The sequence below is a fragment of the Dokdonella sp. genome (assembly GCF_017744955.1).
In the GTDB taxonomy this organism is placed as follows: domain Bacteria; phylum Pseudomonadota; class Gammaproteobacteria; order Xanthomonadales; family Rhodanobacteraceae; genus Dokdonella_A.
On the sequence record NZ_JAGIAG010000002.1, the window covers coordinates 42,137 to 57,682 of the forward strand.

A 15,546-nucleotide genomic window follows, 5' to 3' on the forward strand; every position below is an offset into this window, starting at 1 on the left:
AAAGTGCGTCATTTACTTGCAGGGATCGCGACTCGATATTCCCGTCAGCGTCGTGCACGGCGTCACTCCACGAACCGACACAGGAATCGAGATGGAACCGATACTTTTGTATGGCTTCCCGGCGGGAAGCTCAATGGGTCTGGTCGCAGCGCTGGAATGGCTCGGCCGACCGTATCGCCTCAGCCGTGTGGACATGCTCGGCGAGATGCGCGAACCGTCCTATGCGCGCCTCAACGCCCGGCACGAAACGCCGGTGCTGATCACCGATGAGGGCCGTGCACTGAGCGAGACAATGGCGATCGCCGCCCATCTGGAGGCGCGCGACGACGAGCGCCGCATCAGCTTCGATCCGCGTTCGCGCGAAGCCGATCGCATGCACCAGATGCTGGCCTTCATCAACACCGGCTTCACCGCCGCGTTCACGCCGCTGTGGGTGGCCTTGGAAATGGCCGAGCCCGATCCGCAGCAGCAGGCCGCGCTGCGCCGCTTCGGCCGCGAGCGCGTGATCGAGCGGCACGACAAGCTCGAGGCGATGCTCGGCGGCACGCCGTTCCTGGCCGGCGACAAGCCGACCCTGGCCGACGGCGTGCTGATCGGCGTCGCGCGCTGGCTCGAATTCCACCAAGTCGCCGAGCGCGGGCGCTGGCCGCGCCTGGACGCCCTGCGCGCTCGTCTGGAGGCCGACCCTGCGGTGCGCTACGCGCTGGCGATCGAGGACGGGGAGACGCCGGCCGGCTCCGGCGCCTGCCTCGGCCAGGTGCCGCTGGCGGAAGTGATCCGGCGCTACGGGACCTGACCGCTCGGCGGGATCGACGCATCCGGACGAGTCCGCTGCGGCTCGTCCGGATCGCCTGACGGAGCCGTACCGCCCGATCGGCTAGAATCGCAGACCTTTTCAGGAGGTCGCATGAGTCCGATCGCATCCGCCGGCGCGCGTTTCCGCGCCGCCGTCGCCGAGGAAAGTCCGCTGCAGGTCATGGGCTCGATCACCGCGTACGCGGGCCTGATGGCCAAGCGCGTCGGCTACAAGGCGCTGTATCTGTCCGGCGGCGGCGTCGCCGCGAACTCGCTCGGCGTGCCGGACCTCGGCATCAGCACGATGGAAGACGTGCTGATCGACGCGCGCCGCATCGTCGACGCGACGCAGATGCCGCTGCTGGTCGACATCGACACCGGCTGGGGCGGCGCCTTCAACATCGCGCGCACCATCCGCTCCTTCATCAACGTCGGCGTCGCCGCCGTGCACATGGAGGATCAGGTCGGCCAGAAGCGCTGCGGCCACCGGCCCGGCAAGGAAGTGGTGTCGAAGGAGGAGATGGTCGATCGCGTCAAGTCCGCAGTCGACGCGCGCACCGATCCGGGCTTCGTCATCATGGCGCGCACCGACGCGGCGGCGGTCGAGGGCATCGACTCGGCGATCGAACGCGCGATCGCCTACGTCGAGGCGGGCGCGGACATGATCTTCCCCGAGGCGATGAAGACGCTCGAGGACTACCGCAAGTTCAAGGCCGCGGTGAAGGTGCCCATCCTCGCCAATCTGACCGAGTTCGGCTCCACTCCGTTCTTCACCACCGAAGAGCTGAAATCCGTCGGCGTCGACATCGCCCTGTACTGCTGCGGCGCGTATCGCGCGATGAACAAGGCCGCGCTGAACTTCTACGAGGTCACGCGCCGCGACGGCACGCAGAAGGCGGCGCTGCCGACGCTGCAGACGCGCGAGGAGCTGTACGACTTCCTCGGCTACCACGACTACGAGCGCAAGCTCGACACGCTGTTCGCCAGCGGCAAGAAGGATTCGTGAGCCGATGACGGAGCCGGCGGTGCCCGAGAAGCCCGGCCGCGAGCGCCATTGGGACGCGCTCGCCGCCGTCGTCGCCGCGCTGATCGGCTTCCTCGCGCTGCTGGTGTCCGGCTACACCGCCTACGTGCAGCGCCAGCAGGTGCGCGCGCAGGTGTGGCCTTATCTGCTGACCGCGAACTACGACACCGAGTCGGCCCTGAAGGTACTCAATAAGGGCGTCGGACCCGCCATCGTGCGCAGCATGCGGGTCTGGGTCGACGGCAAGCCACAGGCGAACTGGCGCGCGGTCATCACTGCGCTCGGCATCGAGAAGACCCCGTTTCGCACCTCGACCGTCAGCGACAACGTCGTCAGCGGCGGCGAAGTGGTGCCGATGCTGGTGCTCTCCGACAACGAGGTCTATCGCCGTTTCCGCAACGAGAGCGCGCGGCTCGACGTCGAGATCTGCTACTGCTCCACGCTCGGCGATTGCTGGCTCTACGGCGGGCGCGAAAAGGCGAAGGTCTTGCAGGCGCCGGTCGAGCGCTGTCCCGTTCCCACCGCCGCCGAGACCTTCTCCGATTGATCGCCGCGGCGATCGATCGCTCCACCGAATCCTGCACCGTCCAACGAGTACTCCCATGACCGATACCGCTCCGACCTTCAAGCCGAAGAAATCCGTCGCCCTGTCCGGCGTCGCTGCAGGCAACACCGCGCTGTGCACGGTCGGCCGCAGCGGCAACGACCTGCACTACCGCGGCTACGACATCCTCGACGTCGCCACCACCTGCGAGTTCGAGGAGATCGCGCACCTGCTCGTGCACGGCAAGCTGCCCAACCGCGCCGAGCTGGCTGGCTACAAGGCCAAGCTGAAGGCGCTGCGCGGCATCCCGGCGTCGGTGAAGGCGGTGCTGGAGCAGCTGCCGGCCTCGGCGCATCCGATGGACGTGATGCGCACCGGCGTGTCCGCGCTCGGCTGCGCGCTGCCGGAGAAGGACGACCACAACCATCCCGGCGCGCGCGACATCGCCGACCGCCTGATGGCCTCGCTCGGTTCGGTGCTGCTGTACTGGTACCACTACGCCGTCAACGGCAAGCGCATCGAAGTGGAGACCGACGACGACTCGATCGGCGGTCACTTCCTGCACCTGCTGCACGGCGAGAAGCCGAGCGACTTGTGGGTGCGCGCGATGCACACCTCGCTGATCCTCTACGCCGAGCACGAGTTCAACGCGTCGACCTTCACCGCGCGCGTGATCGCCGGCACCGGCAGCGACATGTACTCGGCCATCGCCGGCGCGATCGGCGCGCTGCGCGGGCCCAAGCACGGCGGCGCCAACGAAGTCGCGTTCGAGATCCAGAAGCGCTACGACACGCCGGACGAGGCGGAAGCCGACATCCGCGCACGCGTCGAACGCAAGGAGGTCGTGATCGGTTTCGGCCATCCGGTCTACACCGTCAGCGATCCGCGCAACAAGGTCATCAAGGAAGTCGCGCGCGAACTGTCCGCCGCGCAGGCCAACCTGAAGATGTTCGACATCGCCGAGCGCCTCGAGTCGACGATGTGGGAGATCAAGAAGATGTTCCCGAACCTCGACTGGTTCAGCGCCGTCAGCTACCACATGATGGGCGTGCCGACCGCGATGTTCACGCCGCTGTTCGTGATCTCGCGCACCTCGGGCTGGAGCGCGCACGTGGTCGAGCAGCGCATCGACGGCAAGATCATCCGTCCGAGCGCGAACTACGTCGGGCCGGAAGACTTGAAGTTCGTGCCGATCGACCAGCGCTGACCTCGGCAGTCGTCCGCGGCCGCTGCATCACCGGGGTCGAGTCATCCCGGCCGCGCTATGGACTTCGCAGGAGTCCGTCGCGCCGTTTCCAGCCGTACTGATCATCGAGAGCATCCGGGAACGGATGCTCCCGATGCGAACAGAGCGCTTCAGTCGAGCCCCTGTTCGCGCAGCACCTTCTGCACCGCCGGGTCGGCCTCCATGCGCTCCTTGAACTTCGCCAGCTGCGCGAAGCCGTCGAGATCCAGGTTCTGCCCCTTGGCCCAGCGCAGCACGACGTAGAGATACGGATCGGCGATCGAACGCGCACCGGTCAGCCAGTCGCGCCCTTGAAGCTGCTCGTCGGCGCGCGCGAACAACGTGCGCAGCACCGCGCGTGCGTGCGTCTTGCTCTTCTCGATCGCGGCGGCGTCCTCGAGGTAGCCGGTCGAGCCGAACAGCGGCTTGAACGCCGGATGCACGTCGGAGTTCACGAAGGCCAGCCAGCGGTTCACCTCGGCGCGCCCCTTCGCGCTGCCGTCGCCGCCCAGCTTCGCTTCGGGATGGATGTCGGCGAGGTAGTTCAGGATCGCCGCGTTCTGCGTCAGGATCCAGCCGTCGACGTCGAGCACCGGCACCGCGCCGGCCGGGTTGATCTTGCGGAATTCCGGCGAACCGCGCTCCTCGCGGCTGACGCGCTGTGCCTCGTACGGCTTGCCGATCCATTCGAGCACGATGTGATCGGCGAGCGCGCAGGTGTTGGGCGAGTAGTACAGCTTCATGCGATTTCTCCTCAGGTGGATGTTCAGCGCGGGCGGCCGATGTCCTCGAAGCGGACATTCTGGATCGCATACGACCGCCAGTCACGGTAGTCGTAGTGCCACCACTCGAATTCGAACACCTCGAAGCCTTCCGCCTGCATGCGCCGGCGCAGCAGCTCGCGCAGGCGGCGCGACTCGGCGCTGCCGCCGGAGTAGTCCGGATACGCGCGTTCGGACATCTCGTCGTACAGGCTCGGCATCTCGACGGCACGGCCGCTGCGCAGATCGTACAGCGTCAGGTCGACCGCGCAGCCGCGGTTGTGGCGCGAGCCCTGCGCCGGATCGGCGACGAAGCGGCGCTTGTCCACCGGCGTCGCGTCCCAGAACATCTTCGTCACGTACCACGGCCGGTAGGCGTCGTGCACGAGCAGGCCGTAGCCGTCGGCGGCGAGCGCGCGCTGCACGCGCACCAGCGCTTCGGCCGCCGGGCGCTGCAGGAACGCGCGCGCCTGGCTGTACAGCGGCGTGCCGAGGAAGTTGCGCGTCGTCGCGTAGCGGATGTCGAGCTTGATCGACGGATCGAGCGCCGCCGGCTCGATCAGGTCGGAAGGATGGAACTCGCCCGATTCGGGCGGCGGCGTCGCGGCCAGCGCTTCGGGCAGCAGCTCGGCGATCGGGCGCACCGGCTCGATGCGGAATACCGGCGTCGCCTCGGCGGGCGGTTTTTGCGCCTGTGGCGCGGCGCAGCCGAACAGCGCGAGCGCGGCGAGCAGAAGATACGGACGAGGCATGCGTCTTTCCCTCGCATCGGCCGACGGCCGACCGGACGCCTACCTTGTAAGAACCGGAAGCCGGCGTCCAGCGCCGGCGGACCGTGCCGCGCCGGCGCCAACGCCGACGCCGCCCGCTTCGCCGCGGAGGGCGCCGGCGAACCGACCGGCGGCGTCAGTCGAAGCCGTCGCGGAAGACGCGGTTCTCGTACACCAGCACGCCGCTGTTGCCGCCGGCGACCACGGCGCCGTCGGCGGCGATGGTGACCGCCGCCAGGGCGTCGTAGTCCGGGGTCTGGTAGCCGGTTTCCCAGGTGACGCCACCGTCGCGCGTCTCGTACAGCCCGCCGGTGGCCGAGACCGCGTACCAGTGCGACGCGTCGCGATGGGCGATGTCGAGCAGCAGGTCGCCGTTCGGCGCCGCGCCCAGCAACTGCCAGCTGCCGCCGCCGTCGACCGTCGTGTAGAGGTTCGAATCCTGCGTGGCGACGATGCCGTGATCGGCGTCGAAGAAGTCCGACGCGTAGATGCGGCCGCCGTGGAAGTCGAGCAGCGTCCAGCTCCGTCCGCCGTCGGCGGTGCGCGCGACGAAGCCCGCCGTCCCCTCCGACGAGGAGATGCCGCCGGTGGCGAAGCCGATGTCGGCGTTCGGGAAGTGCAGCTTGTCGAAGAACACGTTCTGCGGCGGCTGGTAGACCATATCCCAGCTCTCGCCGCCGTTCTCGCTGTAGTAGAGGTCGGCGCCCTTCAGCAGCGAGACGTGCTGCGCGTCGAAGAAATGCGCGTCGAAGATCGAGTCGTCCGAGCTGCTGAGGCCGCCGAGCTCGCTCCAGGTCTGGCCGCGGTCGTCGCTGCGATAGAAGCCCAGGCGCGCGGCGTACAGCACCTGGTCGCTCGCGGCGCGCGCCCAGCGCAGGGTCTGCGCCAGGTCGGTGTGGATGACGTGCCAATTCACCCCGGCGTCGCCGGTGACCATGACGTCGCTGAACATGCAGGTGGCGAAGCCGTGGCGCGCGTCGGAAAAGTCGAGGTCGGTGACGTCGCAGGCGTCGTCTAGCGTGCCCCTCACCCAGTCGGCGGGCTCCGCCGCGGCCGAGCCGGCACCCGCCGCCAGTACGACGGCCAGCGCCCAGTGAATCTTCGAATGCATACGCAACTCCTGATCGTGGAAGGCGGGCCGTCGGTGACGGCCTCGCCGGCGAGAAGGAAGGCGCCGCGCCGAGCGATTCGCTCAGGTCCCGGTCGGCGCAGGCGCGTCCTTCGTCCCGCAACGCTAGCGCCGGACGCGGCGGTGCGCGCTACGTCGACGCTACGCAGGCGTCAGCAACTCCCTGTTGCTGCATGGAAAACCCGTTTCGTCACCCGGCAGGCACCTGCGCGAGCAGCGACGGCAGCGTGCGCTCGCCGGCCAGCGCCCGGGCGTGCGTCAGCGCCTCGCGCCAGGCGCGCGAATCGCCGCTGGCGTGGAACAGGCGCAGTTGCAGCAGGGCGCTGTCGTAGTCCTGCTGCGACCAGGCGGCGACGCGCCCGACCAGCGCGGCGGCCTCGTCGCGTCGGCCGGCGGCGAGCAGGCGCGGCGCCTGCGCCGCGACGGCCTCGACGATCTCGGCGGGCACGCCGCGCGCTTCGGCCAGTTCGACCGCGCGGCCGAAGCCACGCTCCGCGTCGTCGCCGCGGCCGACGAATCCGGCCCATTCGGCCGATGCCAGCGCGTGCGCCGGCAGGTCGTCGTCGAAGGGCGCGGGCCCGCCCGGCGCCGGATCCGACGGCGGATGGCGCGGGTCGGCCTGACCGCCGGCGATCAGCGCACGCTGCAAGATCAGGGCGACGCCGGCGCGTCCGGCGTCGTGCGCATCGACGGGCCAGGCGCGGAGGGCGGCGCGGGCGCCGGCGATCGCGTCGTCGTAGCGCTGCTGCCGCCAGGCGAGTTCGGCCTCGACCGCGCGCAGCCGCCCGCGCGAGGCGTCGTCGCCCGCGTCCGTCTCGGCGGCGACGGCGTGCAGCGTCTGCGCCGCATCGCGTTCGCGGCCGACGGCCAGCTGCGCGTCGGCCAGGCTCGCCGCGTGCAGGAGGCGCTGGCTCGGGTCGCTGAGGCGGTCGCGCAGCGCCCAGCCGCGTTCGGCGGTCGCCAGCGCGTCGCTCCGGCGCAGCAGCAAGGCCTGCGTGTCGGCGAGCCCGATCGAGGCGATCGCCTGCTCGTTGAGCGCGCCGAGTTCGGCGAAGCGCGCAGCGGCCGCGGCGAAGAACGGCAGCGCCTGTGCCGGGTGCGCGCGTTCGGCTTCGAGCGCGCCGCTGTTGTTGTCCACGCGCGCGACGCCGAGCTCGTCGCCGATCTTGCCGAGTTCGATGCGCGCCTGGCCGAGATCGGCCAGCGCGTGGTCGAATTTCTGCAGCGCGACGCGCGCGGCGCCGCGGCCGTTCAGGGCGCGGCCGAGTTCTTCCGTGCGGCCGCCCTCGCGCGCGAGGGCGACGGCGGCGTCGAAATCGCGCTCGGCCTCGGCGTAGCGATCGCGATGCACGTAGACGGTGGCGCGCGCGCACAGGACCTGCGCGCGCAGGCGCTCGTCGGCGGCGACGGCCGGATCGGCGAGCAGTTCGCTCAGCGCGCTTTCGGCGCGGTCGAGGCGGCCGGCGCGATAGTCGATCTGCGCCAGCCGGTAGCGGACCGCGGCCGGTTGCGCGGCTTCGGCCTCGCTGCCGTCGAGCAGGATCTCGCGCGCGCTGTCCAGCTGGTTGGAGAACAAGGCTGCCTGGGATCGCAGCAGGCGCGCCTGCAAGCCGCCGTCGTCATCGGAATCGCTGCGCGGCACGTGGCCGAGCGCGGCGGCGAGCAGGTCGGCGGCCTGGCGCGCGGCCTGGGCCGGATCGGCGTGGGTGGCGCGGCTTCGCTGCATGGAGCCGTCCGCGTTGCGCGCGTCCAGCACGACCTGCCATTCGGCGCCGTCGAGGCGCGCGCTGCCGCGCACCACCAGGTGCCGTGCCGGCAACTCGCGCCCGCCATCGGCGAGCAGGCCCAGCACCGACTCGCTCTGCAAGGCTGGCACGCCGGCTTCGCGCAGGCGCGCGATGACCAGAGCCATTCCGCCGAGGCGGATCCATTCGCTGTCCGCCGGGCCGGTCACTGCCAATGGCAGCACGATCGCGCCGGGCGGGATTTCCGAGGCGGCGGTCGTCGGTGCCGGCGAAGGGGTTCGCCATGCGAATGCGGCGCTCAGCGCGATGGCGAGCAGCGCCAGGGCCGCGGCGATCGTCCAGCGATGCTGCTTGCGCGGAACCGGCGCGGCGACCGTCGTCGGCGTCGCTGAGGCCGATGGTGCCTCGAGGGCAGGGACGTCGACCGCAGGTTCCGCCGGCGCAGTCCCGATCGCGCCCGCGGCCAGGCACTCGGTCTCCGCGACCCAGCAATAGCCGAACCCGGTGACGGTGCGGATCGTCTGCTGGCCCTGTCCGTCGTCGCCCAGCGAACGGCGCAGGCGCAGGATGACCTGGCCGAGCTGGGCATCGGTGACTTGCGCGTCTCCCCAGCCGACCCGCACCAGCTCGTCGCGGCCGCAGGCGCGCTCGCGGTGTTCGATCAGGTACAGCAGGCAATCGAAGCCGCGTCGCGACAACGCCACGCGCGCGTCGCCGCGCCGCAGTTCGCGGGTTTCCGGATTCAGGCGGAACGGGCCGAAGCGGTAGTGCATCGAAGCGGGGCGGGACGAGGAAGACGAGCCTGACATACCGCGCGCGGCGCCGGCCATGTGCCGCTGGTCACCGCACGATCCGCGTCACAGCTGCGCGGCGAGTCGGGTTCCCTGCGCGATGGCGCGCTTGGCGTCCAGTTCGGACGCGACGTCGGCGCCGCCGATCAGGTGCACGTTGGCGGCGCCGGGTCCGGCGAACTCGGCGTGCAACGCACGGTTCGGCTCCTGCCCGGCGCAGATGACGACGGTGTCGACCGGCAGCACCTGCGCTTCGTCGCCGATGCGGATATGCAGGCCGTCGTCGTCGATGCGCTCGTAGGCGACGCCGCCGAGCAGGGTCACGCGCTTGGCCGCCAGCGTCGCGCGATGCACCCAGCCGGTGGTCTTGTTGAGCCGCTTGCCGGGTTTTCCGGGCGTGCGTTGCAGCAGCCAGACCTGGCGCGCCGCGGCTTCCGGCGCCGGCGCGACCAGCCCGCCGCGCGCGGCGAGCGTGGTGTCGACACCCCATTCGCGCGCCCAGCGGCTGATGTCGGTGGTCGGCGACGGCGCGTGCTCGATGAGGAACTCGGCGACGTCGAAACCGATGCCGCCGGCGCCGACGATCGCGACCCTGCCGCCGACGGCGGCGTTTTCGCCCAGCACGTCGAGATAGCTGACGACGTTGGCGCGATCGCCGCCGGGAATGCCCGCTGCGCGCGGCGTGACGCCGGTCGCGAACACGATCTCGTCGAAACCGCCCGCGCGCAGCAGCTCCGGCGTGGCCGCCGTGGCGAGGCGCAGCGTCACGCCGGTCTGCTCGATGCGGCGGCCGAAATAGCGCAGCGTCTCGTGGAATTCCTCCTTGCCCGGAATGCGCTTGGCCAGGTTGAACTGGCCGCCGATCTCGCGCGCCTGCTCGAACAGCGTCACGGCGTGGCCGCGTTCGGCCAGCGTAGTCGCGCAGGCGAGGCCGGCCGGGCCGGCGCCGACGACGGCGATGCGTTTCTTCGTCGGTGACGGAACGATCGTCAATTCGGTTTCGTGGCAGGCGCGCGGGTTCACCAGGCAGCTCGCGCGGCGGTTCTCGAACACGTGGTCGAGGCAGGCCTGGTTGCAGGCGATGCAGGTGTTGATGTCGTCGGCGCGATCCTCGCGCGCCTTGCGCACCCAGTCGGCGTCGGCGAGCAGCGGGCGCGCCATCGAGATCATGTCGGCGTCGCCCAGGGCGAGGATCCGCTCGGCGACGTCCGGCGCGTTGATGCGGTTGGTGGTGATCAGCGGGATGCGCACTTCCGCCTTCATGCGCCGCGTGACCCAGGTGAAGGCGGCGCGCGGCACGCTGGTCACGATGGTCGGGATGCGCGCCTCGTGCCAGCCGATGCCGGTGTTGAGGATCGACGCGCCGGCGGCTTCGATCTTCCTGGCCAGCGAGACGATCTCGTCCCAGCTCTGACCGCGCTCGACCAGATCGAGCATCGACAGGCGATAGACGATGATGAACTCGCGCCCGACCGCCGCGCGCATGCGCCGCACGATCTCGACCGGGAAGCGCTGGCGCTTGTCCACCGAACCGCCCCAGTCGTCCTCGCGCCGGTTGGTGCGCTCGACCAGGAACTGGTTGATCAGATAGCCCTCCGAACCCATCACCTCGACGCCGTCGTAGCCGGCGTCCTGCGCCTTGCGCGCGCAGTCGACGAAATCGCCGATCGTGCGCTCGACGCCGCGCGCGGAGAGCGCGCGCGGCATGAACGGCGTGATCGGCGACTTGATCTTCGACGGCGCCACCGACAGCGGATGGTACGAATAGCGCCCGCCGTGCAGGATCTGCATGCAGATGCGTCCGCCCTCGGCGTGCACGGCGCGCGTGATCTTGCGATGCCGCGCGACGTGCCACGGCATCGACAGGCGTCCACCGAACGGCGCCAGCCAGCCCTCGACGCTCGGCGCGATGCCGCCGGTGACCATCAGCCCGACGCCGCCGCGTGCGCGCTCGGCGAAGTACGCGGCGAGCTTGTCGTAGTCGCGCGCGCGATCCTCCAGGCCGGTGTGCATCGAGCCCATCAATACGCGGTTCGGCAGGGTGACGTGGCCGAGGTCGAGCGGGGCGAACAGGTGCGGATAGCGCATGCGGGCGGCCTGGCGGGGTCAAACGATCGTATGAAGATGCCTGGAATGCGGCAGGCCGACAAGCGGGCCCGAGGCCGGCCGGCGGGAGCGGGTTATGCTGCGCGCCTCGAAGGGGGAGCCATGACGCGAATGATCCTGCTGCTGATCCTGCTGGCGCCGGCTTTCGCCGTCGCCGCGCCCGACCGCGCCGGTCTCATCGAAGCCTGGGAGGCGGCGATGCGGCACGACGGCCAGCTCGAGCCGCAGGCGGATGGAGACTACCGCTATCGCAGCGATTCGATCGGCTACGACGGACGCCTGAAGCGGCTGACGGCGATCGTGCGGACCGACGGCATGGCCGCCGAAGGCCTGCACGGAATCCAGGCGACAGGGTCGGTCGATTTCGAGCTGCCGGATCTGCCGGCGTCGTCGCAGGGCGGCGTGCAGTCGCCGGGGCTTCTGAGCTGGAAATCGGAACGCCAGAACTTCTTCTACGACATCGACAAGCAGGCCTGGTTGTCGATGTCCGAATGGGCGCGCGCCTTCCGCACGCCGGGCGAGGACGAGGAAGCGCCGAGCCGGTGGCCGGAATGGGCGCGCAACTACGGTCCGCTGCTCGTTCTGCTGGTGTTCCTCGCCGCCGTTCTGGCGGGCGCCTCGCGCCAGCAGCGGCGCGTGCGCGCGCTGATGGCCGAGTCGCACGAGATCAATCGCATGGGACGCGAAAACCTGGATCGCGCGGCGGAGTTGCGCGAGGCGCAGGTGGCGGCGACGCAGGAATCGCTCGAGCTGGCGCGCCGCGGCGCGGCGACGCTGGAGGCGATCCTCGACGAGCTGCGGCGCCGGCCGCCGACCTGAAGCGTGCCCCCGGGCGAGCCGGTCCCGGCTCGCGGCTCTGGCACAATAGGCGGTTTACGGATGGTCCATCTCGCGCGTTCGATTCGTCGCGACGGCCATCCCGCCTGCCTGCACGGAGCCAGCCATGAACGCGAACCACCGCCAGCCTCTTCCGGGCACGACGCTCGACTATTTCGACGCGCGCGCCGCCGTCGACGCGATCCAGCCGGGCGCCTGGGACACGCTGCCGTACACCGCGCGCGTGCACGCCGAGAACATCGTGCGCCGCGCCGATCCGGCGCGCATCGGCGACTACCTCGGCCAGTTGATCGAGCGCAAGCGCGAGCTGGACTTCCCCTGGTTCCCGGCGCGCGTGGTCTGCCACGACATCCTCGGCCAGACCGCATTGGTCGACCTGGCCGGCCTGCGCGACGCGATCGCCGACAAGGGCGGCGATCCGGCGCGGATCAATCCGGTGGTGCCGACGCAGCTGATCGTCGACCACTCGCTCGCCGTCGAGTGCGGCGGCTACGACCCGGACGCATTCGCCAAGAACCGCGCGATCGAGGATCGCCGCAACGAGGACCGCTTCCACTTCATCGACTGGACGAAGAAGGCGTTCCGCAACGTCGACGTGATCCCGCCGGGCAACGGCATCATGCACCAGATCAATCTGGAGAAGATGTCGCCGGTGATCGCGGTGCAGGACGGTGTGGCGTTCCCGGACACCTGCGTCGGCACCGACAGCCACACGCCGCACGTCGACGCGCTCGGCGTGATCGCGGTCGGCGTCGGCGGGCTGGAAGCGGAGAACGTGATGCTCGGTCGCGCGTCGTGGATGCGCCTGCCGGACATCGTCGGCGTCGAGCTGACGGGCCGGCCGCAACCGGGCATCACCGCGACCGACGTCGTGCTCGCGCTGACCGAATTCCTGCGCCAGTCGAAGGTCGTCGGCGCCTACCTCGAATTCCGCGGCGAGGGCGCGGCGGCGCTGACGGTCGGCGACCGCGCGACGATCTCGAACATGGCGCCGGAGTACGGCGCGACGGCGGCGATGTTCTTCATCGACGACAAGACGCTCGACTACCTCACGCTGACCGGGCGCAGCGAGGAGCAGGTCGCCCTGGTCGAGAAGTACGCCAAGGCCGCCGGCCTGTGGGCCGATGCGCTGCGCACCGCGCAGTACGAGCGCACCTTGCAGTTCGATCTTTCCGGTGTCGTGCGCAACATGGCCGGGCCTTCGAATCCGCACAAGCGCCTGCCGACCACGGCGCTGGCCGAGCGCGGCATCGCGGTGGACCTCGACAAGGCGAGGGCCGAGGAAGCGCAGGGCCTGATGCCGGACGGCGCGGTCGTCATCGCTGCCATCACCAGCTGCACGAACACTTCCAACCCGCGCAACGTGATCGCCGCCGGCCTGCTCGCGCGCAACGCGAACGCGAAGGGACTGGTGCGCAAGCCGTGGGTGAAAACCTCGCTCGCGCCTGGCTCGAAGGCGGTGCAGCTGTATCTCGAGGAAGCCGGACTCCTGTCCGAGCTGGAGAAGCTCGGCTTCGGCATCGTCGCGTTCGCCTGCACCACCTGCAACGGCATGAGCGGCGCGCTCGATCCGAAGATCCAGCAGGAGATCGTCGAGCGCGACCTGTACGCGACCGCCGTGCTGTCGGGCAACCGCAACTTCGACGGCCGCATCCATCCGTATGCGAAGCAGGCCTTCCTCGCCTCGCCGCCGCTGGTCATCGCCTACGCGATCGCCGGCACGATGCGCTTCGACATCGAGAAGGACGTGCTCGGACACGACGCGCAGGGCAATGAAGTGCGCCTCGCCGACCTCTGGCCGAGCGACGCGGAGATCGACGCGATCGTGAAGCAGGCGGTCAAGCCGGAACAGTTCCGCAAGGTCTACGAGCCGATGTTCCGCCTCGCCGTCGACGACGGCGAGCGCGTCGGCCCGCTGTACGACTGGCGCCCGCAGAGCACCTACATCCGCCGCCCGCCGTACTGGGAAGGCGCGCTGGCCGGCGAGCGCACGTTGCGCGGCATGCGCCCGCTGGCCGTGCTCGGCGACAACATCACCACCGATCACCTGTCGCCGTCGAACGCGATCCTGCCGAACAGCGCGGCCGGCGAATACCTCGCGCGGATGGGCCTGCCGGAAGAGGACTTCAATTCGTACGCGACGCATCGCGGCGACCATCTGACCGCACAGCGCGCGACGTTCGCCAACCCGAAGCTGATCAACGAAATGGTCGTCATCGACGGTCAGGTCAAGCAAGGCTCGCTCGCGCGCGTGGAGCCGGAAGGGAAGGTCATGCGCATGTGGGAGGCGATCGAGACCTACATGGAGCGCAAGCAGCCGTTGATCATCGTCGCCGGCGCCGACTACGGCCAGGGCAGCTCGCGCGACTGGGCCGCCAAGGGCGTGCGCCTGGCCGGCGTCGAGGCGATCGTCGCCGAAGGCTTCGAGCGCATCCATCGCACCAACCTGATCGGCATGGGCGTGCTGCCGCTGGAATTCCAGCCCGGTACGGACCGCAAGACGCTCGCGCTCGACGGCACCGAGACCTACGACGTGATCGGCGCGCGCACGCCGCGCGCGACGCTGACGCTGGTGGTCCATCGCAGGAACGGCGAGCGCGTCGACGTGCCGGTGATCTGCCGGCTCGACACCGCCGAGGAGGTCTCGATCTACGAGGCCGGCGGCGTGCTGCAGCGGTTCGCGCAGGATTTTCTGGAGTCGAGCAAGGCGGCGTAGCCGCAGTCCGGCGTGCATGGAGCCTTCCTCATGCCCGGAATGGGCATTACAATGCCCGGAATGGGCATGAAGGGTTCCGCGGGAAAGGTCAGCGAGGCGGCGGCGCTCTATGCGCGCGCGAACCTCGCCGACGCTTTGTTCTCGCGCACGCAGCAGCGGGTGCTGGCGTGCCTGTTCGGCATGCCCAGCCGCAGCTATTCCGTCACGGAACTGATCGGCGCTACTGGCGCCGGCAGCGGTGCCGTGCAGCGCGAGCTGGCGAGACTTTCCGGCAGCGGTCTGCTGGCGGTGGAGAAGATCGGCAACCAGAAGCGTTATCGCGCGAATCCGGCATCGCCGATCCACGACGAACTGGTTTCCATCGTGCGCAAGACGTTCGGTCTCGTTGTGCCGCTGCGCGAGGCGCTGGAACCGTTGGCGACGCGCATCCGTGCGGCATTCGTATACGGTTCGGTCGCCAAGGGGCAGGACACCGCCCGCAGCGACGTCGACGTGCTGCTCGTCGCCGACGACCTGTCCTACGCAGATGTCATGGCGGCATTGCATCCGTTGAACGAACGGCTCGGACGCGACGTCAATCCGACGATCTACACGCCGGCCGAACTGCGCAAGCGCATCGATTCGGGCAGCAGCTTCGTCGCGCGTGTATGGCGGCAGCCGCGCTTGTGGCTGATCGGGAGCGACGATGACCTTGCCGCTTGAGAATCTCGCCGGACCGAGCGGACCGCTCGTGTCCGAACCTCCGGACGATGCGGAGATCGCCGGGCTCGTCCGCTCGGGACGACTCCGCTTGGCCGATGCGCGCAACCCGTCGCTTTCGCTCGACAGCCGTTTCGATCTCGCCTACAACGCTGCGCACGCGCTGAGCCTGGCGGCGCTGCGTTCGCGAGGCTATCGCGCCCGCCATCGCTACATCGTATTCCAGGCGTTGCCGCATACGCTGGGCCTCGGTCCCGGCGTCTGGCGGTGCTCGCCAAGGCGCACGATCTGCGCAACCTGGCCGAATACGAGGGCCACGTCGACGTCGACGAGCGGCTGGTGCGTGACCTGATTTCTGCATGCGAAGCCGTCGCCGGTGCGTTCACCGACGATCGCTCAGAATC

Annotated in this window: 13 protein-coding genes; 8 read left to right on the forward strand and 5 right to left on the reverse strand. The window is 69.8% G+C overall.

Annotated features, from left to right (window positions below; translation table 11 throughout):
- Nucleotides 1-91: 91 nt before the first annotated feature.
- The 4 genes from J7520_RS05245 (at nucleotide 92) to prpC (ending at nucleotide 3,570) form a co-directional block, all read left to right on the forward strand.
- Entirely contained in the window at nucleotides 92-796 is a 705-nt protein-coding gene (locus J7520_RS05245; RefSeq protein ID WP_291185031.1) for a glutathione S-transferase family protein, read from the forward strand.
- Nucleotides 797-907: 111 nt separating this feature from the next.
- Nucleotides 908-1,801: a methylisocitrate lyase gene (gene prpB, locus J7520_RS05250; protein ID WP_291185033.1), complete on the forward strand. Its 894-nt coding sequence runs from the start codon at nucleotides 908-910 to the stop codon at nucleotides 1,799-1,801.
- Nucleotides 1,802-1,805: 4 nt separating this feature from the next.
- Nucleotides 1,806-2,366: a hypothetical protein gene (locus J7520_RS05255; RefSeq protein WP_291185035.1), complete on the forward strand. Its 561-nt coding sequence runs from the start codon at nucleotides 1,806-1,808 to the stop codon at nucleotides 2,364-2,366.
- Between the two features lie 55 nt (nucleotides 2,367-2,421).
- The gene (prpC, locus tag J7520_RS05260; protein ID WP_291185036.1) at nucleotides 2,422-3,570 is read left to right on the forward strand and encodes a 2-methylcitrate synthase; all 1,149 of its coding nucleotides are present in this window, start codon (nucleotides 2,422-2,424) and stop codon (nucleotides 3,568-3,570) included.
- A 149-nt stretch (nucleotides 3,571-3,719) separates the two neighbouring features.
- Here prpC and J7520_RS05265 read toward each other — a convergent pair whose 3' ends face one another.
- From J7520_RS05265 to J7520_RS05285, 5 genes are all read right to left on the reverse strand, one after another.
- On the reverse strand, nucleotides 3,720-4,331 hold the full coding sequence (locus J7520_RS05265) for a glutathione S-transferase N-terminal domain-containing protein (protein WP_291185037.1): 612 nt from the start codon (nucleotides 4,329-4,331) through the stop codon (nucleotides 3,720-3,722).
- Between the two features lie 23 nt (nucleotides 4,332-4,354).
- On the reverse strand, nucleotides 4,355-5,101 hold the full coding sequence (locus tag J7520_RS05270) for a M15 family metallopeptidase (RefSeq protein ID WP_291185038.1): 747 nt from the start codon (nucleotides 5,099-5,101) through the stop codon (nucleotides 4,355-4,357).
- 154 nt (nucleotides 5,102-5,255) lie between these two features.
- Nucleotides 5,256-6,230 carry a hypothetical protein gene (locus J7520_RS05275; protein ID WP_291185040.1) on the reverse strand — a complete coding sequence of 325 codons (975 nt, stop codon included), beginning with the start codon at nucleotides 6,228-6,230 and terminating at the stop codon, nucleotides 5,256-5,258.
- A 208-nt stretch (nucleotides 6,231-6,438) separates the two neighbouring features.
- Nucleotides 6,439-8,766 (reverse strand): winged helix-turn-helix domain-containing protein, encoded by a 2,328-nt coding sequence (locus tag J7520_RS05280; RefSeq protein ID WP_291185042.1) that lies wholly within the window; start codon nucleotides 8,764-8,766, stop codon nucleotides 6,439-6,441.
- 84 nt (nucleotides 8,767-8,850) lie between these two features.
- Nucleotides 8,851-10,872 carry an NADPH-dependent 2,4-dienoyl-CoA reductase gene (locus J7520_RS05285; RefSeq protein WP_291185044.1) on the reverse strand — a complete coding sequence of 674 codons (2,022 nt, stop codon included), beginning with the start codon at nucleotides 10,870-10,872 and terminating at the stop codon, nucleotides 8,851-8,853.
- 120 nt (nucleotides 10,873-10,992) lie between these two features.
- On the opposite strand from J7520_RS05285, the gene J7520_RS05290 reads away from it, so the two are divergent.
- From J7520_RS05290 to J7520_RS05305, 4 genes are all read left to right on the forward strand, one after another.
- The gene (locus tag J7520_RS05290; RefSeq protein ID WP_291185046.1) at nucleotides 10,993-11,709 is read left to right on the forward strand and encodes a hypothetical protein; all 717 of its coding nucleotides are present in this window, start codon (nucleotides 10,993-10,995) and stop codon (nucleotides 11,707-11,709) included.
- A gap of 124 nt (nucleotides 11,710-11,833) precedes the next feature.
- Nucleotides 11,834-14,443: a Fe/S-dependent 2-methylisocitrate dehydratase AcnD gene (gene acnD / locus J7520_RS05295; RefSeq protein ID WP_291185048.1), complete on the forward strand. Its 2,610-nt coding sequence runs from the start codon at nucleotides 11,834-11,836 to the stop codon at nucleotides 14,441-14,443.
- Nucleotides 14,444-14,509: 66 nt separating this feature from the next.
- A complete protein-coding gene (locus J7520_RS05300; RefSeq protein WP_291185049.1) occupies nucleotides 14,510-15,145 on the forward strand; it encodes a nucleotidyltransferase domain-containing protein in 636 nt (211 codons plus the stop codon).
- Nucleotides 15,129-15,494, forward strand: a complete 366-nt coding sequence (locus J7520_RS05305; protein WP_291185050.1) for a hypothetical protein — start codon at nucleotides 15,129-15,131, stop codon at nucleotides 15,492-15,494. Before J7520_RS05300 ends, J7520_RS05305 begins: the two co-directional genes overlap by 17 nt.
- Nucleotides 15,495-15,546 lie beyond the last annotated feature (52 nt).